The following is a 21,747-nucleotide window of genomic DNA, read 5'->3' as shown; positions in this document are numbered from 1 at the left end:
GCCGCCTTTTTCTATGAACGATCAGGGGCCGGGGATGGCGGACATCAAGAAGAAAACGGTATCGGCCGACGACGGCAATCCGATGCGCACACTCGTGAACCTCTGGCCCTATATGTGGCCGGCGGATCGAATGGACCTGAAGATGCGGGTCGTCTGGGCATCGGTCTTTCTGATCATCTCGAAATTCATCCTGATCCTTGTGCCCTATTTCTTCAAATGGGCGACCGATGCGCTGGATGGCCAGCTGGACATGGGCGGCCTTCTGCCGACCTTCCTGCTTGGTGCCGTGGCGCTGGTGATCTTCTACAACGTCACCCGGATCGCCCAAGTCGGTCTCAACCAGCTGCGTGATGCGCTGTTTGCCAGCGTCGGCCAGCATGCCGTTCGACAACTCGCCTACAGAACCTTCGTGCATATGCACCAGCTGTCCTTGCGCTTCCATCTCGAGCGCAAGACCGGCGGGTTGTCGCGGATCATCGAGCGCGGCACGAAGGGCATCGAGACGATCGTACGCTTCACGATCCTCAACTCCATCCCGACGCTGATCGAATTCGTGCTGACCGCCGCGATCTTCTGGTGGACCTACGGCTTTTCCTATCTCGGCGTCACCGCCTTTACCGTCTGGGCCTATATCTGGTTCACAATCCGCGCCTCCGACTGGCGCATCGGCATTCGCCGGGCGATGAACGACAGCGACACCGACGCCAATACCAAGGCGATCGACTCGCTGCTCAACTTCGAGACGGTCAAATATTTTGGCAATGAGGAGATGGAAGCCAAGCGCTTCGATGCTTCAATGGCGAAGTACGAAAAGTCTGCGACCCAGGTCTGGACCTCGCTCGGCTGGCTGAACTTCGGTCAGGGTGTCATCTTCGGTGTTGGCACCGCGATCATCATGGTGATGTCGGCCATGGCCGTTCAGCGTGGCGAGCAGACGATCGGCGACTTCGTTTTCGTCAATGCGATGCTGATGCAGTTGTCGATCCCGCTCAATTTCATCGGTTTCGTCTATCGCGAAATCCGCCAGGGTCTAACCGATATCGAACAGATGTTCGATCTTCTCGAAGTCCAGGCGGAAGTCGTCGACTGTCCTGACGCGGTGCCACTGGTCATCGGCCAGGGCGCGATCGCCTTCAAGGACGTGCATTTCCACTATGACCCCGACCGCCCCATCCTGAAGGGCGTCTCCTTCGAGGTCCCGGCCGGCAAGACGGTCGCGGTTGTCGGCCCATCGGGTGCCGGCAAGTCGACCATTTCACGTCTGCTCTATCGATTCTACGACGTGCAGCAGGGATCGATCACAATCGATGGCCAGGATGTGCGCGCCGTAACGCAGAAATCGCTGCGCTCGGCGATCGGTATGGTGCCGCAGGATACCGTCCTATTCAACGATACCATCGCCTACAACATCCGCTACGGTCGCCCCGGCGCATCCGATGCCGAGATCCTGCAGGCGGCCGAGGTGGCGCAGATTGGCCATTTCATCCAGGAACTGCCCGAGGGTTTCAACACCAAGGTCGGTGAACGCGGATTGAAGCTCTCGGGCGGTGAAAAACAGCGCGTGGCGATTGCCCGCACCGTGCTCAAGGCACCACCGATCCTGATCCTCGACGAAGCGACGTCCGCGCTGGATACGACGACCGAACACGAGATCCAGTCGGCTCTCGACATTGTGTCGCAGAACCGCACGACACTGGTCATCGCCCACCGGCTCTCGACCGTCGTCGACGCCGATGAGATCATCGTCTTGAAGGGTGGCGAGATCGCGGAGCGCGGGAGCCATGCGGCCTTGCTGGACCAGAATGGTCTCTATGCGTCGATGTGGAACCGCCAGCGCGAAGCGACACAGGCGGAAGAACGCCTTCGTCAGGTTCAGGAAAACGACGAACTCGGCGTTGTCGTGCGCCGCCCGCCGGCCATCTGACCTTGCGACCTTTTGGCAGGGCGTTTCGCGCCCTGCCGCCTTTCCGCGGAGCCGCCGCGATTATTGGCCTGCATTTCGGGTCTGTCGCGCTGTTTGAAAAGCCCGGCATCGTGGCTGATGTGCGCCCCGCCATTGCCCCTTGGTCGCATTCGGGGTAGTCACGGACAAATCAACGACTTCAGACAGAGGTACCGATGGATCTGTTGGAAACCATCCGCAAGACGATCGTCCCCATCCACAAGGAAGGCTATCCCTTCATTGCGGCCTTCTTCGTCGCCTCCCTTATCCTCGGCTGGATCTGGGATCCGCTGTTCTGGATCGGGATGGTGCTGACGCTGTGGTGCGCCTATTTCTTTCGTGATCCGGAACGCGTCACGCCGCAGGACGACGACCTGGTGATCAGCCCGGCCGACGGCCGCGTGTCGTCCGTGCAGATGTCTGTTCCGCCGGAAGAGCTCAACCTCGGCTCGGAGCCGATGCTGCGCATCACCGTGTTCATGAACGTATTCAACTGCCATGTGAACCGCGCCCCCGTGCGTGGCCGCGTGACAACCATCGCCTATAAGGAAGGCCAGTTCCTCAATGCCGAGCTGGACAAGGCTTCGACCGACAACGAGCGCAATGGTCTCGTCATCGAATCGCGCCATGGTAACGTCGGCGTGGTGCAGATTGCCGGGCTTGTTGCCCGTCGCATCGTTTGCTGGACCAATCCGAACGAGCCGCTCGATGCCGGCGAGCGCTTCGGCCTTATTCGCTTCGGCTCGCGTCTCGACGTCTTCCTGCCTGCCGGTGCTGAACCGCGCGTCGCGCTTGGCCAGACCGCAATCGCGGGTGAAACCGTGCTCGCAGAGTTCGGCTCGAGCAAGGGGCCGGTCATCAGCCGCCGCAGCTGAGGAGAACGCACACGATGGAACCGACCAAACTGAGCATTGATAACCGCCCGAACGGCCAGAAGGACGACAACGCCCGAGGGCCGCGCCTTCGGGAAATTCCGCTCAGGCTGGTCGTTCCCAACCTGATCACGGTGCTGGCAATCTGCGCCGGGCTTACCGGCATCCGCCTGGCCTTCGAAGGTCGCTACGAGCTTGCGGTCGCCATGGTTCTGGCCGCCGCCTTCCTCGACGGCATCGACGGCCGTGTTGCCCGCATGATGAAGGCAACGTCGAAATTCGGCGCACAGATGGATTCGCTTGCCGACATCATCAATTTCGGCGTGGCACCAGCGCTTGTCCTCTATGTTTATGTCCTCGACCAGGCCCGCTCCTTCGGCTGGATCGCCGCGCTGATCTATGTGATTGCCGCCGGCCTCCGCCTCGCCCGGTTCAACGTGATGGCCGAGCGCGAAACAAAGGCTCCCTGGCAGTCGGAATTCTTCGTCGGGGTGCCGGCCCCGGCTGGCGCCGCACTCGTGCTGCTGCCGGTCTATATCGGTTTCATCGGCTTTGCGCCCGTCGATATCTTTGCCTATGTCAGCGCCGGCTATACGATGCTGATTGCCGGATTGCTGGTCAGCCGCCTCCCCGTCTGGTCGGGCAAGTCAGAAACCACGCGCATTCGCCGCGACCTCGTGTTCCCGATGATCCTCGGCGTGGTGCTCTATGTCGCTCTTCTGATGAGTTACACGTGGCAGGTTCTGATCGTGTCGGTCGTGCTTTATCTCTGCTCATTGCCGCTCGGCGCGCGGAACTGGCATAACCGCTATGGCACACTGACGATTGGCGAAGAGAGTGCCGAACACGGATTTTCAGAAATAGACCGCGGCGTCTGACCTTTCGTCACTGCCGGGCACCATCAAGAGCGCCGTCCCCTGGGGCGGCGCTCTCGCTTTATGTTAGTATTTTCTTCTAATTTGATTTGATCAAAAGTTTCCGCCACGCTTTTGTCATGATCTCCGCAGAGAGAGCCGCCAACGATAAAACGGGTCAGGACACTTCCGAGGGACATGACGATGACGACCGAGATCAAGACCGAGCAGCAGCCACAACAGCAGCAGCAGCCGGCAGTTCAGACCCTGGCCGCGCACTACCGCCCGATCGGGCTCAAGGCCGTCGTTGCGGCCGCCTTGATGCTGAAGCGCAAGCCAGCAGCCAAGATCGCCTGAAGTCCTGGCCGCAAAGAGCTCAAAACAGGCTCATCTGCCCGTCGCCCGTTGGCTTTCCGGGCGACTTGAGCTGGCGTGACGGAATGACAGGTGTCTGCAGCTCCGGCCCGACATTGGCGACCTTGTTGACGAGGTCGGAGACGGGAATCATCTCGAATAGGTCTTCCTGAGCCGGACGCAGCAGATCCGCGACATCGCGAGGTTCGCCTGCGCGGCAGTCCAGCCAGCGGGTAAAATCTTCCGGAGCGATGACAACTGGCATGCGGTCATGCACGGCGCCGACGGTCTCATTCGCTGAGACTGTCAGAATGCAGCCGGTGTCGATTTCCGAGCCGTCCTTCGACAGATAGCTTTCCATCAGACCCGCGAAGCAGACAATGCCGCCTGCCTTCGGACGGATCCAGTAGGCCTGAGACTTTTCGCCGCTTTCCTTGGAGGGTCGGTGCCATTCGTAAAAGCCGGAGGCCGGCACCAGAATGCGATGATGGCGCATCGCGCCGCGAAAGGATGCCTTCTCGGCAGCGGTTTCGGATCGCGCGTTGACGAGCAGCGTGAATTCCTTCGGATCCTTGACCCAGGAGGGAATGAGACCCCAGCGCACAAGCAAGGCCTTACGGTCGGGCCGGTTCGATCCAGGTGCGGAGGGCGGCGTGGCAATGGCAACCAGGATGGGCTGCGTCGGCGCAATATTGTAGCGCGCCGGAAAGCCATCCAGTTCGAGGAGACCCAGCAATTCGCGAACTTCTTCCGGGCTCGCGGTCAAAGCGAAACGTCCACACATAGGGAAATGCATGGCAGCCGGGCCAGAACAGGTCAAGCCATGGGTGAAACTTGCAGTGTCGGAAGTTAGACGTGATAATCGCACCGCATGTCGCCTTCTTCGGCGACGGGAAAGGACATCCGACCTGCATGCCCATGACTGAACCGCGACTCGCCTCATCCGCCATCGTCCATCGCGACGGACGCTATCTGCTCGTGCGCCGCGCCAATCCGCCCGCCGCAGACCTCTTCGCCTTTCCCGGCGGACGGGCCGAGGCAGGCGAGACCGCAGCCGACACTGCGCTTCGTGAACTGCTGGAGGAGACCGGGATCGCCGGCTCCAATCCCCGCCTGTTCGAGACCGTCGAGCTTCTGCCGGAACCCGGCCTTGCCGGCAGCCACTATATCCTGTCCGTCTTCCTCGTTGACGCCGCCGCCGATTCGCTGGCCTGCGCGGATAGCGACGCGCTCGAAGCGGGGTGGTATCTTCCGGAAGAGGCTCTCGCCATGCCGATCCCGGACAGCGTTCGGGCCTGCCTTCTGCGGCTGGCGCCAAACAGTCTTGAGGTCATCGCATGAGCCAGCACCTCAACAGAGCCAAAACCCTTGCGATCGCTGCACTGGCGCTGGGCGTCGCCCTCGTTTCTCCAGCCATGGCGCAGACCGAGGCCGTGCCGCAGGCCGGCGGCAGCGAAGCTGCGGGCTCCGAGAAGGCTGCCCCTTACGACGATCGCCTCACCCGTTTGTCCGAGGTGGTCGGTGCCGTGCACTACCTGCGCAATCTGTGCAATTCTGCAGCCGAGCCGGAATGGCGCCAGTCACTATCGGATCTGATGGAAAACGAGACCAAGGCCGAGCCGAAGCGCCGGGCACGGCTGACCGCCGCTTACAATCGCGGTTATCGGTCATTCGCATCGGTTTACACGACTTGCACAGCCGCCGCAGTTCGTGCAGAGGAGAATTACCGTAACGAAGGCGCAACACTGGCGGCGGAAATTACCGCACGCTACGGAAATTAACGAATAATTCACCTCTTCCGATCTTGCCCCGTGTCGTTTTGGCAAAACCCTGATAGGGTCATTAACGACTGAGTAAGAGTGCTTCGAGGAATGCCCATGGATCCGCGCCGAAACGAAATCGACGATATGATCGTGCATGAAAAAATGCAGGCGGCGCTGGAATATCAGAACGAGGCCTGGGCAGACGGCATGGCAGACGGCATCGAGCCGGAGATCATCGCCGATGCTGCCTTTGCGCTCGCCATGCGCGAAACCATCCGCATTCACGGTGAGCATGGCGCCGAAGCCATTCTCGACGCACTGAAGTCGAGGCTCCTGGCGGGAGAGTTTTCGCCCGAGCGGCAACTGCAGTAACCTTCATCGAGGACTGACATGACGATGTTATCGCGGGTCCGGCTCATTTGCCTGGCTGCCGCAGTTGGGCTTTCGGCCGCCCCTCTTCCGTATTTCTCGAGCCCCGCGCTCGCGCTTTCGGACATACGCGACATCACGCCGAGCGAACCGGACACATCACCTGCGACATCGGACGATACGGTGGAGCCCATCGATCCTCCGGTCGTGGAAGACACTATCCCGGTCATTCCAGATCCCGACCCACTCATCCGCGACGACGAGGCGGAGGCGGCAGATGATCTGGCCGCCGAGCCGCCTGCAGAAGTCTTCTATGATCTCGAAAAAGCGCCTGAGCCTGTGCGCCGGATGCGCCGCCTGATCATGGAAGCGGCGCTCACCGGCGATATCGCGCGTTTGAAGCCGCTGCTGAACCCCGGCCCGGAGCAGACGCAGCTTTCGGCTCTGAATCCAGACCAGGACATCCTTCAGACTCTCAAGAGCATGTCGGGAGACGCAGACGGGCTTGAGGTTCTGGCGATCATGCTCGACATCCTCTCGACCGGCTATGTCGTTCAGGACAAGGGCACACCGGACGAGGCCTATGTCTGGCCCTATTTCGCCGGCAAGGCCATCGGACTGCTGACGCCTGCCGAAAAAGTGGAGCTGTTGCGGATCGTGACCGCCGGCGACGTCGCCGAAATGCAGGAATACGGCAATTACAACTTCTTCCGCCTCGGCATCACGCCCGATGGCCGCTGGAAATTCTTCACCGTCGGCGACTGATCCCAACTGTGGGCTGTTGAAGGGCGGGCTTGTCGGGTAGACTGCGAGCGCCTAACTGTCCGGCAACAGCAATCATTTGGTGACTCGCAATGCCTTCAGCCTTCCTGCCAGACCGGACCTTCCTTCGGATCGGCGGTCCGGATGCAGAGCATTTCCTGCAGAACCTGATCACCACCGATCTCGGTCAGGTGCCCGCTGGCGAAGCCTGGCCTGGCGCACTGCTGACGCCTCAGGGCAAGATCCTCTTCGATTTCCTCGTCTGGCGTGGCGAGGATCATCTCATTCTCGAAACGACGATAGATCAGGCAGACGCGCTTGTCCGCCGCTTGACCATGTACAAGCTGCGCGCGGCCGTCACGATCGAGATCCTGGAGGCAAAGGGCACGACCGTCCACTTCGGTGAAGCAACCACGGCCGGTATCGTCGATCATCGATTTGCAGTCGCGGGCGTCAGCGTCCACCGAAACATGGGCCCCACCGATCCTGTCGAGGATCAGGCTGCCTTTGATGCGCTCCGAATTGCCTGCGGCATCCCGGAATCGGGCTCGGACTTCGCCCTTCAGGATGCGTTTCCGCACGACGTCCTGTTCGACAAAATCGGTGGCGTTTCCTTCCGCAAGGGATGCTATGTCGGCCAGGAAGTGGTGTCGCGCATGCAGCATCGCTCGACGGCGCGTCGCCGCCTGGTGATTGTCACTAGTGACACTGCTCTGCCATCCGGCAGCGTGGAGATGACCGTCGGACAAAAATCCATTGGCACGCTCGGTTCGGTTTACGAGAACAAGGGGCTCGCCATCCTTCGTATCGACAAGGCCGGCGAGGCCATGGCGCAAGGGCAGACAATCTTGGCTGGCTCGGTGCCGGTGACCCTGACGCTTCCCCAGTGGAGCGGCCTCGACTTTCCCGTTGCATCCGAGGAAGGCTGACCCATGGCCTCGTCGACTGTTTCGTCCAACCGTGCCTGGCAGCGCATGCTGTCCGGCCGCCGTCTCGACCTGCTTGATCCTTCGCCGCTTGATGTGGAAATCACCGATATCGCCCATGGCCTGGCGCGTGTGGCGCGCTGGAATGGCCAGACATTCGGTGAGCACGCCTTTTCGGTGGCGCAGCACAGCCTGATTGTCGAGGATGTGTTTCGTCGTTCAAATCCGAAGGCAAGCTCCAACGACCTCATGTTGGCGCTTTTGCATGACGCCCCGGAATATGTGATTGGCGACATGATTTCGCCGTTCAAGGCCGTGGTCGGCGGTGGATACAAGGTGGTTGAGAAACGTCTGGAAGCGGCCATCCATCTGCGCTTTGGCCTTCCCGCCCATCCAACGGCCGCCCTGAAGGGTCTGATCAAGAAGGCCGACATGATCTCCGCCTATTTCGAGGCCACCGTCCTTGCCGGATTTTCGGAAGTGGAGGCGCGCAAGTTCTTTGGCCAGCCGAAGGGATTTGAGCGCGACACGATCCTGATCGAGCCACTGCCGACCTTTCAGGCGCAGGCGAAATTCATCGAGCGGTTTGAGGCGATCGAAGCCGAGCGCCAATCGTCAAACAGAGCTCGGGCATGAGCCTGATTGTTGTGTCGCCACTCGCCCGGATTGCCGAAATGGCGGTGCGCCACAAGGCGCGCGAGATGATCAGCCTGCTGGCCGCCAACCAGGATTTTCACCGGCCAGCGGTGATCCAGGCGTCGCGACACCTGAAGCTCGGGATGAACGACATCACCTTTGCCGGCACCGGCGACCTGATTGCCCCGCAAGAAGCGCATGTCGCCGAGATCATCGCGTTTGCACGGAGCTGGGACCAGACGGCGCCACTTGTCGTGCATTGCTGGATGGGCGTTTCCCGTTCGCCGGCGGCCGCGATGATCGTCAGCCTTGCGGTTGCCCCTGACGATGATGACGAAGCCTTGGCACTAAGACTGCGAGAGGCCTCACCCTTCGCCACCCCGAACAGCCGCCTGATCGAGATTGCCGATGGCATGCTCGGCCGCGAGGGGCAGCTGATCAAGGCCGTGAAGGCGATCGGGCGCGGGGCGGATACGGACGGCAATGCGCCCTTTGCGCTTGCCCTGCCCGACATGGGACAGGCCGGACAATGACGACACCTGCCGGGATCGAGATCGGCCTTAATGCGGCGATCGTCGCGATGATCGATCAAGGTCCCCAGCTCCTCGTCGTCGCCGACACGCAGCATACCCTTGACGCCCTGCCCTTCGGACCTTTCGATCCCGTGCGCCACAGCACGATGGAGCGATCGCTGCGCGGCACCGTCGAGGCGCAGACGGCGCTTGAACTGGGCTATATCGAACAGCTCTACACCTTCGGTGATCGCGGACGCCACAAGATGCCGGGTGATCTCGGGCCGCATGTCGTATCCGTCGGCTATCTGGCTCTGACGCGAACGGATGCCGCCAAGACGGCGCGCCTTGAGGCGGCCGGGGCCGTCTGGCGGGACTGGTACAGTTTCCTGCCCTGGGAGGACTGGCGAAACGGGCGGCCAGCGGTGATCGACCGGGTCATCCTGCCGGCCCTTCGGGCTTGGGCAGCAGAGCCCAGTGGCAGTATGGGCTCGGCCCCAGTCCCGTCGCGCCCGTCGCGGCTCAAGCTTGCCTTTGGCCAGGATGACTTCCCGTTTGACGAAGAACGCGTGCTGGAGCGCTATGAACTGCTCTATGAGGCCGGCCTGCTCGATGAGGCGGTGCTGGACGGTCGTGTGGCCGAACGATCTGTTGCGCATGCGCTCGGACGCCCGATGCGGCACGATCACCGGCGGATCGCGGCGACGGCGCTGGCGAGATTGCGCAGCAAGATCAAGTATCGGCCTGTCATCTTCGAGCTGATGGCGCCCGAATTTACGCTCACCGAACTGCAGGTGACGGTCGAAGCGATTGCCGGCAGGCATGTTCACAAGCAGAATTTTCGACGCCTGGTCGAGGGGGCTGAACTCGTCGAACCGACCGGGCACAGCAAGGCTGCAACCGGCGGACGGCCGGCAGCCCTTTTCCGCTTCCGGCGCCAGATCCTCGAAGAGCGACCGGCACCGGGCCTTCGGCTCGGCGGCCGGTCAACAGGCCAACCCGGCGGTTGACCTTACAGCTCCCAGCGCATCGCGGCTTGCGCAATCATGCCGCACGGGGACATACGGCTTCAATCAGTGAACCGCGATGTCGAGGCCGATATCGAGCGTTGGCGCCGCCATGGTGATCTTCGAGGTGGAGATGTAGTCGACGCCGGTCTCGGCAATGGCGCGGATCGTGTCAAGACGGACATTTCCGGAGGCCTCCAGGACCACGCGGGATGGCGTCGTTGCATAGTCTTCCGCGCCGAGACCGTGATGCAGACGATTGATCGCGACCGCCTCGCGCAAGAGATCCGGCCCCATATTGTCGAGCAGGATCACGTCAGGCCTGACCGAGAGCGCCTCGCGCATCTGATCAAGGCCATCAACCTCGACCTCCAGCTTGACGAGGTGCCCGGCATAGGCACGGGCCGCCTGGATCGCTTGCGCGACACCGCCGGCAACCGCGATATGGTTGTCCTTGATCAGGATCGCATCATCGAGACCGAAGCGATGGTTCGACCCGCCACCGAGCCGGACGGCATATTTCTCGACGGCCCTCAGGCCCGGCAGGGTCTTGCGTGTGCAGGTCACTTTTGCCGACGTTCCCGCGATCGCCTCGGCGAAGCGCGCCGTGTAGCTTGCGACGCCCGACAGGTGCATGAGGAAGTTCAGTGCCACCCGTTCGGCCGAAAGCACCGCCCGCGCTGGCCCTGTGACACGGGCAAGCGCCTGACCGGGTGAGACCCGGTCGCCATCTGTTGTCAGCCGCTCGAAGCGGACTGCCGGATCGATCAGCCGGAAGGCGGCCTCGGCCAGGGGGAGCCCAGCCACAACCCCGCTCTCGCGGCTGTTCATTGCGGCCGTCGCCTGTTTTTCCGGCCCGATCGTTGCATAGGTGGTGATATCCCCAGCCCGACCGAGATCTTCGGTCAAGGCCATGCGGACGAGATCCTCGACCATCAAGGGCGACAATTGCGGCAACAGGGAAGTGGTCATGACAGTCCTCTCAGCCGGCAATGTCGGCAATGATCCGGTCAGCGGTCTTCAGGGTCAGATAGGTGCGGTGACGCTGGCTCTCGACCGGCAATGGATGGTCGGCGCGCATATGGGCACCACGGCTTTCGGTGCGCAGCAAGGCGCCGACCGCGATCAGCTTGGCGGCCGCGCAGATGTTGGAGAAGCGCACACGTGACCGGGCGCGGTCCAGCGCTGCCAGTTCCCGGATCAGGACCTTCAGCCCCTCCTCGTCGCGGATCACGCCGGCATGGGCGCTCATCAGCTGACGCAGTCGCTTGAGTTCAGCGCTGTCTTCGACCGTCACCAGATCGTCGTTCTCGCCGGCCGAGGTCGGCCATTCGTAGAGCGTCGATTCCGGCAGCATGCCCTTGATGCTGTCGGCAATGCGCCCGGCAAAGACGACCGCCTCCAGAAGCGAATTCGAGGCCAGCCGGTTGGCGCCATGGACGCCGCTGGAGGTCACTTCGCCGGCGGCCCAGAGGCCATCGAGCGAGGTTCGCCCATCGGCATCCACCGCGACGCCGCCCATGTGATAGTGCACTGCCGGTACGACCGGGATGCCCTGCGTGACCGGATCGATGCCGGCCGCCATGCAGGAGGCGTAAACCGTCGAAAAATGGGTGGCGAAGTCCCGACCGATGGCTTTCGTGCAGTCGAGAAAGGCACCCCGCCCGGCGACCACTTCGGCAAAGACGCCGCGTGCCACGATATCGCGCGGCGCAAGTTCGGCGTCCGGATGCAGGTCGAGCATGAAGCGATGGCCGGCACGGTTGACCAGGGTTGCGCCATCGCCGCGCAAGGCTTCCGTGGCTAGAGGCGCCGGATCCTGTCCGACATCGATGGCGGTCGGATGGTACTGGACGAATTCGGGATCCGCAATCACGGCCCCTGCGCGGGCGGCCATGCCAAGACCGGTGCCCCGAGCCTCGGCCGGATTGGTCGTCACCTGATAGAGATGGCCGATACCACCGGAGCACAAGACAACGGCGCGGGCCGGAAAGGCGACACGCTTCTTCGACTGCCCCGCATCGGGACGAGCAATAACTCCGGAGACGAAGCGCCCCTCGGCAATCAGCTCCTCGACCACATAGCCTTCCATGACACGGATCGAGGGCGTGCGGCGGACGGCTGCGACCAGCGCTTCCATGATCGCGCCGCCGGCCTTGTCACCCGCAACCCGGACGATGCGGCGCTCGGAATGGGCTGCCTCGCGCGACAAAAGCAAATGGCCTTCGAGATCACGGTCAAAGGGCACGCCATAGGCGAGCAAATCGTGAATACGATCCGGCCCCTCTGATATCATCAGCCGGGCGACCTTCTCCTCGACCAGACCGGCACCGGCTGCAACCGTGTCGGCCAGATGCTTGTCGAAGCTATCGCCCGGGCTCATCGCAGCCGCAATGCCGCCTTGCGCCCAGGCAGAGGACGCCCCCTGCCCGATCGGGGCTGCTGCCAGCACGGTCACAGGCCGTGGCGCAAGCTTCAGCGCGCAAAACAGCCCCGCCAACCCGCCACCGACAATGACGATATCATCGATGCCCTGCCAGGATTGCGGCCGCATCGCCTCCAGATTGATAGCCATTTTTCCTCCCCCGAGGTCCTTATGCGCGGTATCACCGCTCAATTCTTCAGGTTGATCATCCGTTCCACTGCCAGTCGCGCGCGGTCGGCAATGGCGGGATCGACGGTCACTTCCTCGGTCATGAAGAGCAGGCTGTCGAGGATCTTCGGCAGCGTGATCCGCTTCATGTGCGGACAGAGATTGCAGGGTTTGACGAAGTCGACCTCGGGGACTTCGACCTGGATGTTCGAGGCCATGGAGCATTCGGTGACCAGCAGAACACGCTGCGGCCGCTTCGTCTTGACGTAGTCGATCATGCCCTTGGTCGAGCCGGCATAATCGGACACCGCCAGCACACTTGGATGGCATTCGGGATGGGCGACGATCTCGATGCGCGGATCGGCGCGCTTGTATTCCAGCAATTCGTCTGCCGTGAAGCGCTCATGCACTTCGCAGTGGCCCTTCCAGGTGAGGATCTTTTTCGTCGTCTGGTTGGCAACGTTCATGGCCAGATATTCGTCGGGGATGCAGAGCACGGTGTCGCTGTCGAAGCTGTTGACCACATCCACGGCATTGGCAGAGGTGCAGCAGATATCGGTCTCGGCCTTCACGTCGGCCGAGGTGTTCACATAGGTGACCACAGGCACGCCGGGATAGCGCTCTCTCAACAGGCGCACATCGGCGCCGGTGATCGATTCCGACAGGGAACAGCCGGCGCGGCCATCGGGGATCAGAACCGTCTTTTGCGGGTTGAGCAGCTTTGACGTCTCGGCCATGAAATGCACACCGCATTGAATGATGATCTCGGCATCGACCCGGGTGGCATCACGGGCAAGCTGCAGCGAATCGCCCTTGATGTCAGCGACGCAATGAAAGATCTCCGGCGTCTGATAATTATGGGCAAGGATGACCGCACCGCGTTCCTTTTTCAGCCGGTTGATCGCATGGATATAGGGGGCAAAGACCGGCCATTCGATCGCCGGTATGAAGTCGCGCACGCGCTCGTAGAGATGCTCGGTTTCCTTGGCGACAGCGGGCGTGTAGCTCAGCTCCGGCCTCTCGAGGATGCCGTGACGCGCGGCTGCGGAAATGGGTTTCGAGACCCCGTTGAAGACGGTTGCGGTTTCCATGGCGGCCTACTCCTCCCGAATTATACTCACATTGAGCATAACTGAACGCTAAGAAAACCGGCGGTTGCCGGTGGCATGGATTTAGAAAGTTTCATGACGGTTTGCAAGGCCCGGCGTGAAGACTTCAGTCGTTCCTGCCGTTGCGTGACACTCCGCGCTTTCTTCCACACAGAAAGGCGCTAAGACTGGGATTAAGGCACAATTGCGAGACGTCCATGCTTCTGACCCTGATGATTATCCAGTTCGTTATTCTCGTTTCCATTATCAGGGGAACAGGAAAACGCGTTTCATCTCTCGAACAAGAGGTCGGAACCTTGCGCGAGCGTCTGCTCAAGCTTGATCAGACGGACAAAGCACCCTCGACCATCTCGACTGAAGTAGCTTCGGATGACGCTGCGCAACATATGTTGGCAGAACCTGACAGACCGATGGCCCCTGAGATCTCGGAGGCTGTAACGGAAGAGGCAGACCTCGAACCTCCCGTCATCGCCGCACGCGCGGAAACCACGGCCGATGGCGTCAGTGAGGCGGCGGAACCCGCCATCACGCTCTCGACCGAACCTGTTCCTCTCACGGCTCCGCGCACTGCGTCGGCCTCGGAGGACAGCCTGGAAAATCTGCTCGGCGCACGCTGGGCGGTCTGGGCCGGCGGGCTGGCGCTGGCGCTTGGCGGCATTTTCCTCGTGCGTTACTCGATCGAAAGCGGCCTTCTTGGCCCCGGTGTCCGGCTATCGCTCGCAGCCCTTTTCGGTCTACTCCTGATCGGCGGCGCAGAGCTGATCCGGCGCAAGGCGCTGCCGAAGGCTGCAGCGCTCTATGAAAACGCCATGATCCCCGGCATCCTGACGGCCGCTGGTGCCGTCTCGATCTTCGGATCCATCTATGCGGCCCATGGCATTTACGAATTCATCGGCCCGACGCCGGCCTTCCTCCTGCTGGCGCTCACGGCCTTTGCCGTTCTCGGTCTATCGCTCCTCCACGGACAGGCTCTTGCAGGCCTCGGTCTCGCCGGATCGATGATCACTCCGGCGCTGATCGCCAGCACGGGTCCACGCCCTTGGACGCTGTTCGGCTTCCTGGCCGTCGTCCAGGTCGCCACCTCGGCCGCATCCCGCATCAGGGGTTGGCATCTGGTGCCCGGACTTGCCCATCTGGCACTCGGCTTCTGGGTGATCGCCTACCTCGCCTTTTCGGACTATACCGAGCTCACGCCGGTCGCGCTGGCGCTGATCGCAATGATCGCCTCGTGGGCGCTGGTCTGGCCCGGCCGTATCCGGGAGGATGATGGCGCAACGGATCAGGCCGTGATCGTTGATAGCGTCTCCCGGCAGCTGGGCCGAGGGCCCATCTGGCTCGACATTTCGATGGCGATCGCAATTCTTTTGCCGGCGCTCGCCATGCTTGGTCTTGATGGGGATACGGACCTCTTTCCCTCCTATGTCTTCGCCACATTGATTGCCACGCTTGCGGCCGCCGGCAGCCAGAACAAGGGTGCCATCTGGCCCTCCATGCTTGCCGGTTTTGGCGCGGTGATTGGCGCATTGTTCGACGGTTCGATGGTGACGCAACTCGTCAACGACCTGATCGATGCCCAAGGCTCCAGCGCGGTCCTGACCGACTTCGACGGTCCGCTGGTCCTGGTTCTGCTCGGGCTCGGTGCGATTTTCCTGATGCTCGGTGTGGCCTTCCTGGCACGCTCCGGTCGCCAAGCGCCCGTAATGGCCACCGTCTGGGCCAGCCTTGCAGCTGCCATGCCGATCCTTCTCGCAACGATCAGTTTTCTGTTCTACGGGATCTACGCCTTCGATCTGACCCATGGCCTTTATGCGGTCGGGGTGGGTGCCGCCCTGATCGTCGCGGCGGAGCTCCTGCATCGCGGGCGGTTCGGCATGATTGACGGACCGGCGCGCGACATTCTCGTGTCGGGTGGCTTTGCGGCCTTTGCCTTGGCCCTGCACGTCATGACGGATGGGCTGGTCACGACGCTTGCCCTTGCCGTCCTCGGTTTCGGCTTCCTCGTGGCAACCCGGCTGCGCAGCTGGGCGAGCCTGCCCTGGATGATGGTCGCAGCGCTGGCCGGCGTCATGCTCCGGATCGGTTCCGATCCGACACTGGTCGGGCCGGATGCGCTGAGCCGCACGCCGTTCTTCAACCAGCTGCTGCCCGGTTATGGCATTCCGGCACTGCTGGCCATTAGCGCCGCCTATGAGCTGCGCAACTGGCCCGGCGAGCGGGTTCGCAACGCGCTGCAGGGTATTGCCGCACTGATGAGCCTGCTCACCATCGCCATTCTGGTCCGCCACGCCATGAATGGTGGCGTGCTTGATTCCAGCACGCCGACGCTTGGCGAGCAGTCGATCTACACGCTGCTTGTCATAGGCATGTCCGGCATCCTGATGACGCTCGACCGGAAATCGCCGAGCCATGTTTTCCGTTACGGCTCGATGATCGCGGGCGCGCTGTCGATACTGCAGATCCTCAGCCTGCATCTCGGCGCCCTCAATCCGTATTTCAGCGGCGAAAGCACCGGGGACTGGCCGTTGGTCAACCTCCTCCTGATCGGCTATCTGATCCCGGGCCTGAGCTATGCAGGCCTTGCCGTTTATGCCCGCGGCAAGCGCCCGCTGCCTTACGTCACCATGCTCGCACTCTCCGGCGCGATCCTCGGCTTTTCCTGGGTGACGCTCAGCGTTCGGCGCTTCTGGCAGGGCGAATACATCGCCTACTGGAAGGGCTTCGAACAGGCGGAAACCTACAGCTATTCAGTGGCCTGGCTTGTGATTGGCGTTGGCCTTCTGGTGCTTGGCTCGCGCTTCGATGCAAGAAGCCTGCGCATTACTTCGGCCGTCATCGTCATGCTCTCCGTCGCCAAGGCCTTCCTTGTCGACATGAGCCACCTCGAAGGCGTGCTCAGAGCCCTCTCCTTCATCGGCCTCGGCTTTGTGCTGATCGGCATCGGACTTTTCTACCAACGCATTCTGGCGCGCAAATCCTCAACGCCTGACGATGGCGGAGATGCGCCGGGAGAGGTTCTGGAGGGGTAGACGACGGGATCGACGGGACAGCCCCAAATTGGTCCGTTGAACCCAGCATGCCGCCCGTCAATTCTTGTGCAGCGCACTGGACGGGCGGACATTCCTCCGTAAAAATGCGTGGCATATGCCCTGTTGCCAGGGCGTCCCTGACGGGATTGTCCGCCATTCATTCTTTAGACCCATTCCGCCCCCGCCTTTGAAGTCCTCCCCAAATCTCAAGTGTGGTACTCCATGTCGCTCAAGAAGATCCTCGTCGTTGGCGGAGCCGGCTATATCGGCTCGCATACCTGCCTGCTTCTCGCCGAACGCGGCTATCAGCCGGTGGTTTACGACAACCTGTCGAACGGCCATGCGGAATTCGTCAAATGGGGGCCGTTGGAACAGGGAGACATCCGCGACCGTGCCCGGCTGGCGGACGTCTTTGCAACGCACCAACCGGATGCGGTCCTGCATTTCGCCGCGCTGATTGAAGTCGGGCAGTCGGTCAAGGACCCCGTCGCCTTCTACGATAACAACGTGATCGGCGCTCTGACGCTGCTGTCCGTTGCCATGGAGGCCGGAGTCGAGGCCTTCGTCTTTTCGTCGACCTGCGCGACCTACGGCCTGCCGGAGACAGTGCCGATGGACGAAAGCCACCCGCAAGCGCCGATCAATCCCTACGGACGGACGAAATACATTATTGAGCAGGCGCTGAAGGACTTCGGCACCTATAAGAACTTGCGTTCGGTGATGTTGCGCTATTTCAACGCCGCCGGCGCCGATTTCGAGGGCCGGATCGGCGAATGGCATACGCCGGAAACCCATGCGATCCCCTTGGCGATCGAGGCGGCCCTTGGTCGGCGCGAGGGCTTCAAGGTTTTCGGTACCGACTATGACACACGCGATGGCACCTGCGTGCGCGACTATATCCATGTGCTGGATCTGGCAGATGCACATGTACGGGCGGTTGATTATCTCCTCGGCGGTGGCGAGACCGTTGAGATCAATCTCGGCACCGGCCATGGCACGACGGTCAAGGAGCTACTGGGCGCAATTTCCGAAGTCTCGGGCCGCCCCTTCCCGGTGGAATATGGCCCAAGGCGCGAAGGGGATTCCACCTCGCTGGTCGCCAACAACGCCAAGGCTCGTGAAGTTCTGGGCTGGGAACCCCGCTTCGGGCTGTCCGACATCATCCGTTCCGCCTGGGACTGGCATGCCAGAAGCAATCATATTGCCTAAAATCAGGGCTTGGAGCACAGCCGGCGAATATGAAGCGCCCTCAGTGCCCTAGCTGTCTTTTTTAACCCATTCCCAACGCCAGGCCACTTCCTAGGCGTAGTGAAATTGCCTTCGGCTCAGCGCACCGCATCCTGTCATTCGGTGGGGCTTGCAGCCTTGCGCTGGTAGACGTGGATGTAGTCGACATAGAGATAGGACGGGTTTGGCGTCTCATCGATCGGCCAGCCGGCGCCCAGCGCCAGATTGACCAGCGGGAAGAAGGGCATATGAAACTCCGGCGGGGTGTCGAAGCCCCAGACCGGCTTGCGATCAAAGTAGATCGTCGTGCGATCCGCTTTGATCTCCACGCCCCAAGTGTGAAAATCGCTGCTCAGGCTGCCCTCGGGCACTGCCGTCCAGAAGCCATCGTTCTGGTTCTTGCCGCCATGGCTTTCGCGCCAAATGTGGTAGCCGCTGGAGAATTCGTAGGGTGCCCGCCCGTAATATTCCAACACGTCGATTTCGGCGGTAAAGCCGGAGCGGTCAAGGCCGATGAGCCAGAAGGCAGGCCAGACGCCCTTGCCTGGCGGCAGCTTCATTCGCGCTTCGAAATAGCCGAATTTCTGCGAGAAGCCCTCGCCGCGCGGATTGGTCGAGGAGAGAAGTCCGGCGCGCCAGTTTCCATCGTCGCCCTTGCGCGCTTCGATGCGCAGGATGCCGTCCTTGGTGGTGAAGGGAAAACCGTCGAGCGGATCGCTGAAACGGGCCGCGCCGAAATCCCCATTCCACGGCGTATGGGCAATCCAGCGCGTCGATCGCTCCCCCCATGGTGAGACGCTCAATGTATCGAAATTCTCCTCGAAGGTCAGGTCGAAATCGTCAAGGTTTAAGGGCGCATCCTCGGCCAGGCTGCCCGTATACGGGACCAAGGCAGCCAGTGCTCCCAAGATCACGATGCTGACCGCAGCGGCCCGCAGCTTCCATTTCGATGTGGTCCTCATGGGCCTTGCTCCAACGCGACGGAAAACCGCTGCCGACCAGCGCGCAGTTTCTCGATGACAATCTTTTCCAATCCAGCCGGCCGGTCCGTCAGGATCCACAAGAGGAGCGCGCACAGCCAGAATAGTGCCATGGCGCCCGCACTCGCGGCAGAGAGCGCAACAAACAGCAAGATACCTGCCGGGAGAGCCGCAAGGTTCGGCTCGATCCACCAGAGGGCGAGCGCCATGGGGAGTGCTGGCAGCAGCGCCTTGGCGAAAACGGCAACCTGCCGGCGCAGCGACAGGCCGATCAGATGCCGGACGATGAGAATGCAGGTGAGATAGGCGACGAGCACGCCGACGAGACGAGCACCGATCGCGCCAGCAAGGCCAAACTGGATCACGGCGGCAATGGTAACGGGGATGCGGACGGCAAACTCGATCGCCATACGTAAGGCGACGAGGCTCGTTCTGTCACGAACCATGGCGAGCGGCGGCATGATTGCCGATGGCAGCGTGATGATGCTGACGATGCACAGCCCCTGGAAGATCGGTGCGGCAAAAACCCACTTGTCTCCGACAGCGAGCCGTAGCACCGGCTCGGCAAGCACCGTCAGAATGATCAAAACGGGTGCCGCCGTCAGCACGATGGCATGGGTTGCCTTGAGATAGGCCTCGATCCGTTTGCTGGCATCGGAGACATGGGTGAAACCGGCAATCAGTGGTCGCAGCAGCGGCCCGACAAAGACCTGATGCGGGATGCCGGCGATGCTATCCGATACGCTGAAGGCACCGAGGGCCGAGAGGCTGGCAAAACGCGGCAAGAGCAGCCGATCGAGCTGCCAGTTGAACGACATCAGCACCTGCGCCACGCTGTTCCAGCCGATGATGTCTCGAAAGGCGTGCCACTCGCACAGGGTCAGACGCGGCCGCATCGGGGCGAAAACATAGGACAGAATGCCGCCCAGGATCGGCCCGGTGATTGCGCCGATCGCCAGTCCCCAATAGCTGCCGGTTGCAAAGGCGACCCCGACGGCAGCAATGAGCGAGGCGAATTTGACCGCGAGATCCATGACGAATTCGCGCTTGAAATCAAAGTCGCGCATGAAGATTACCAGCCGTGGACTGACGATGCTGCGCATCGCAGGTGCCACCGCCAGCACAGCCATCAGCGGCACCAGGCGCGGATCGTCATAAAAGTGGCCGACTGGCCAGGCGAGCGCAACCAGCAGCAGCGCCATGACACCACCCCGGATCAGGCTGAGGGTGAAGGCGGTATCGATCAGGTCGTTCGTCAGTTCCTCGTGGCGCAACAAGGCTTGGGTCAGCGGCAATTCGAGCACCGTCTCGACAATCACGAGGATCGAGACGGCGATTGCGACCAGACCGAAATCCTCCGGCGTCAGAAGGCGTGCGAGACACAGGAGGCTGGCAAAGTCGATCAGGCGGGCGACAAGTTTGCCAGCCACACTCCAGAGGCTGGCATTGGCGATCCGATGACTGATACCGGTCATATCGCCCACTCCCGCACATTGGTCGACAAGGGGATGCGCGCAGGGCACTCTGCCTCACGTTCACCCCTGGCTCCCGCCGTCAACCAGGCTCGGAAAAGGCCAGACCCCGGATGCGTCACGCCGAACTCCCTGCCTGGGTGTCGACACCGGGCATCGCGCGGCTGGTCAGCAAGTCCTCAACCAGCGTCCGGAAACGGGAGCGAAAGACCTCCGATGAAAAGCGCTCGGCGTGGCGACGGATCACCGCCGGGTCGAATTCACTCTCACGCGCCTCAAAGGCATTGATCGCCTCTAGCATTCCCTCCACGGTTTGCTCCGCAAAGCGCAGACCGACATCCGGGGACGAGACGGTTTCGCGCGCACCGCCGGCATCAAAGGCAATCACAGGCCTGCCGCTTGCCATGGCCTCGACCGGCAGAATGCCGAAATCCTCCGTTCCGGGAAACAGCAGCGCCCGGCAGCGCGACAGATGCTCCGCCAGAACAGGGAATGGCTGATGGCCGAGAAAGGTCACGGAGGGACCAGCAATTGCGCGCAGATGCGCCGTTTGTTCCCCCTCGCCGATCACCACCAGTCGCCGCCCGCTTTCGGTGCAGGCGCGCACCGCGAGATCGGCGCGCTTATAGCCGGTCAACTGGCCGGCATAGAGGTAGAACTCGCCCTGGCCGGTGCCGAGCTTGAAATCATCGACGGCCACCGGCGGGTGGATCACTGTCGCATCCCGATTGTAGAAGCGCCGGATGCGGCTGCCGATATAGGCAGAATTAGCGACAAAAGTATCGACCCGTGCTGCCGTCGTTACGTCCCAGACGCGCAGGATGGGCGCTGTCAGCGACATCATCACACGGCCGATCCAGGGCAAGCCCTTCCGATACAGGTGGAACTGGTCCCAGATGTAACGCATCGGCGAATGGCAGTAGCAGACATGCAAGGCATCCGGCCGCGTCACGATCGCCTTGGCGGGACCAGATTCGCTGGAAATGACCAGATCATAGTCCTGCAGGTCGAAATGCTCGAGCGCGAATGGCATGAGCGGCAGCATCTTGGTGTAGTGGCGGCGGGCACCCGGGATTTTCTGCAGGAAGGATGTCGTGATGCGGTGCTGACGCAGGCGCGCACTCAGCCTGCTTTCATCACAAACCAGCGTAAAGATGTCGGCTTGCGGAAACAGCTGGCAAAGTTCCTCGATCACCTTCTCGCCGCCGCGCATGGAGACCAGCCAATAATGCACGATTGCGACGCGCAGAGGCTTTTTTGGTGTTCCCCCGACGACGGGAGCGTCCGGGAGTTTCGGTGCATGCCGTGGCAGGGCTGCGAGGCTTGTCAGTGTATCCATGGTC

General features: G+C 61.8%; 20 protein-coding genes and 1 pseudogene. 14 read left to right on the top strand and 7 right to left on the bottom strand.

The window, feature by feature from the left end:
- Window positions 1-34: 34 nt before the first annotated feature.
- The 4 genes and pseudogenes from ACSV9I_RS08880 (at window position 35) to ACSV9I_RS08865 (ending at window position 4,025) form a co-directional block, all read left to right on the top strand.
- Window positions 35-1,924: an ABCB family ABC transporter ATP-binding protein/permease gene (locus tag ACSV9I_RS08880; RefSeq protein ID WP_054159813.1), complete on the top strand. Its 1,890-nt coding sequence runs from the start codon at window positions 35-37 to the stop codon at window positions 1,922-1,924.
- A 191-nt stretch (window positions 1,925-2,115) separates the two neighbouring features.
- A pseudogene (locus ACSV9I_RS08875) lies at window positions 2,116-2,817 on the top strand (phosphatidylserine decarboxylase); the annotation flags it as partial.
- Between the two features lie 14 nt (window positions 2,818-2,831).
- The gene (gene pssA, locus ACSV9I_RS08870) at window positions 2,832-3,692 is read left to right on the top strand and encodes a CDP-diacylglycerol--serine O-phosphatidyltransferase (protein ID WP_054159811.1); all 861 of its coding nucleotides are present in this window, start codon (window positions 2,832-2,834) and stop codon (window positions 3,690-3,692) included.
- Window positions 3,693-3,872: 180 nt separating this feature from the next.
- A complete protein-coding gene (locus ACSV9I_RS08865; RefSeq protein WP_438328426.1) occupies window positions 3,873-4,025 on the top strand; it encodes a hypothetical protein in 153 nt (50 codons plus the stop codon).
- Window positions 4,026-4,044: 19 nt separating this feature from the next.
- On the opposite strand, the gene ACSV9I_RS08860 is transcribed toward ACSV9I_RS08865, so the two are convergent.
- Window positions 4,045-4,806, bottom strand: a complete 762-nt coding sequence (locus tag ACSV9I_RS08860) for an SOS response-associated peptidase (protein ID WP_438328425.1) — start codon at window positions 4,804-4,806, stop codon at window positions 4,045-4,047.
- Window positions 4,807-4,934: 128 nt separating this feature from the next.
- Between ACSV9I_RS08860 and ACSV9I_RS08855 the strand changes: the two genes are divergently transcribed.
- From ACSV9I_RS08855 to ACSV9I_RS08820, 8 genes are all read left to right on the top strand, one after another.
- Window positions 4,935-5,363, top strand: coding sequence for an NUDIX hydrolase (locus tag ACSV9I_RS08855; RefSeq protein ID WP_082352626.1), 429 nt, complete (start codon window positions 4,935-4,937; stop codon window positions 5,361-5,363).
- Window positions 5,360-5,803, top strand: a complete 444-nt coding sequence (locus ACSV9I_RS08850) for a TIGR02301 family protein (protein ID WP_438328424.1) — start codon at window positions 5,360-5,362, stop codon at window positions 5,801-5,803. Before ACSV9I_RS08855 ends, ACSV9I_RS08850 begins: the two co-directional genes overlap by 4 nt.
- A gap of 96 nt (window positions 5,804-5,899) precedes the next feature.
- Window positions 5,900-6,157, top strand: coding sequence for a hypothetical protein (locus ACSV9I_RS08845; RefSeq protein WP_054159808.1), 258 nt, complete (start codon window positions 5,900-5,902; stop codon window positions 6,155-6,157).
- 18 nt (window positions 6,158-6,175) lie between these two features.
- Window positions 6,176-6,919: a hypothetical protein gene (locus ACSV9I_RS08840; protein WP_438328423.1), complete on the top strand. Its 744-nt coding sequence runs from the start codon at window positions 6,176-6,178 to the stop codon at window positions 6,917-6,919.
- 89 nt (window positions 6,920-7,008) lie between these two features.
- The gene (gene ygfZ, locus ACSV9I_RS08835) at window positions 7,009-7,845 is read left to right on the top strand and encodes a CAF17-like 4Fe-4S cluster assembly/insertion protein YgfZ (protein WP_438328422.1); all 837 of its coding nucleotides are present in this window, start codon (window positions 7,009-7,011) and stop codon (window positions 7,843-7,845) included.
- 3 nt (window positions 7,846-7,848) lie between these two features.
- Window positions 7,849-8,478, top strand: coding sequence for a YfbR-like 5'-deoxynucleotidase (locus ACSV9I_RS08830; protein WP_438328421.1), 630 nt, complete (start codon window positions 7,849-7,851; stop codon window positions 8,476-8,478).
- On the top strand, window positions 8,475-9,011 hold the full coding sequence (locus tag ACSV9I_RS08825; protein ID WP_438328420.1) for a tyrosine phosphatase family protein: 537 nt from the start codon (window positions 8,475-8,477) through the stop codon (window positions 9,009-9,011). The genes ACSV9I_RS08830 and ACSV9I_RS08825 overlap by 4 nt, the downstream gene beginning before the upstream one ends.
- Window positions 9,008-10,000 (top strand): NUDIX hydrolase, encoded by a 993-nt coding sequence (locus ACSV9I_RS08820; protein ID WP_438328419.1) that lies wholly within the window; start codon window positions 9,008-9,010, stop codon window positions 9,998-10,000. The genes ACSV9I_RS08825 and ACSV9I_RS08820 overlap by 4 nt, the downstream gene beginning before the upstream one ends.
- Before the next feature lie 63 nt (window positions 10,001-10,063).
- On the opposite strand, the gene nadC is transcribed toward ACSV9I_RS08820, so the two are convergent.
- The 3 genes from nadC to nadA are packed head-to-tail and all read right to left on the bottom strand — an operon-like array spanning window position 10,064 to window position 13,681.
- Complete coding sequence (nadC, locus tag ACSV9I_RS08815) at window positions 10,064-10,969, bottom strand: carboxylating nicotinate-nucleotide diphosphorylase (RefSeq protein ID WP_438328418.1); 906 nt, start codon at window positions 10,967-10,969, stop codon at window positions 10,064-10,066.
- 10 nt (window positions 10,970-10,979) lie between these two features.
- On the bottom strand, window positions 10,980-12,572 hold the full coding sequence (locus ACSV9I_RS08810) for an L-aspartate oxidase (protein WP_438328417.1): 1,593 nt from the start codon (window positions 12,570-12,572) through the stop codon (window positions 10,980-10,982).
- A 38-nt stretch (window positions 12,573-12,610) separates the two neighbouring features.
- Window positions 12,611-13,681 (bottom strand): quinolinate synthase NadA, encoded by a 1,071-nt coding sequence (gene nadA, locus ACSV9I_RS08805; RefSeq protein WP_438328416.1) that lies wholly within the window; start codon window positions 13,679-13,681, stop codon window positions 12,611-12,613.
- 215 nt (window positions 13,682-13,896) lie between these two features.
- On the opposite strand from nadA, the gene ACSV9I_RS08800 reads away from it, so the two are divergent.
- Both ACSV9I_RS08800 and galE read left to right on the top strand, forming a co-directional pair.
- A complete protein-coding gene (locus tag ACSV9I_RS08800; RefSeq protein ID WP_438328415.1) occupies window positions 13,897-16,725 on the top strand; it encodes a DUF2339 domain-containing protein in 2,829 nt (942 codons plus the stop codon).
- Between the two features lie 222 nt (window positions 16,726-16,947).
- On the top strand, window positions 16,948-17,934 hold the full coding sequence (gene galE, locus ACSV9I_RS08795) for a UDP-glucose 4-epimerase GalE (protein WP_438328414.1): 987 nt from the start codon (window positions 16,948-16,950) through the stop codon (window positions 17,932-17,934).
- Between the two features lie 134 nt (window positions 17,935-18,068).
- Here the strand turns inward: galE and ACSV9I_RS08790 are convergent, their stop codons facing one another.
- From ACSV9I_RS08790 to ACSV9I_RS08780, 3 genes are all read right to left on the bottom strand, one after another.
- A complete protein-coding gene (locus ACSV9I_RS08790; protein ID WP_438328413.1) occupies window positions 18,069-18,914 on the bottom strand; it encodes a glycoside hydrolase family 16 protein in 846 nt (281 codons plus the stop codon).
- Entirely contained in the window at window positions 18,911-20,407 is a 1,497-nt protein-coding gene (locus ACSV9I_RS08785; protein WP_438328412.1) for a lipopolysaccharide biosynthesis protein, read from the bottom strand. The genes ACSV9I_RS08790 and ACSV9I_RS08785 overlap by 4 nt, the downstream gene beginning before the upstream one ends.
- Window positions 20,408-20,522: 115 nt before the next feature.
- Window positions 20,523-21,743, bottom strand: a complete 1,221-nt coding sequence (locus ACSV9I_RS08780) for a glycosyltransferase family 4 protein (RefSeq protein ID WP_438328411.1) — start codon at window positions 21,741-21,743, stop codon at window positions 20,523-20,525.
- Window positions 21,744-21,747 lie beyond the last annotated feature (4 nt).

It is taken from the genome of Rhizobium sp. G187 (genome assembly GCF_051549525.1).
GTDB lineage: Bacteria > Pseudomonadota > Alphaproteobacteria > Rhizobiales > Rhizobiaceae > Allorhizobium.
The sequence above is the reverse complement of the archived record's forward strand: the minus strand, read 5'-3'. Positions and strand labels throughout refer to the sequence as shown.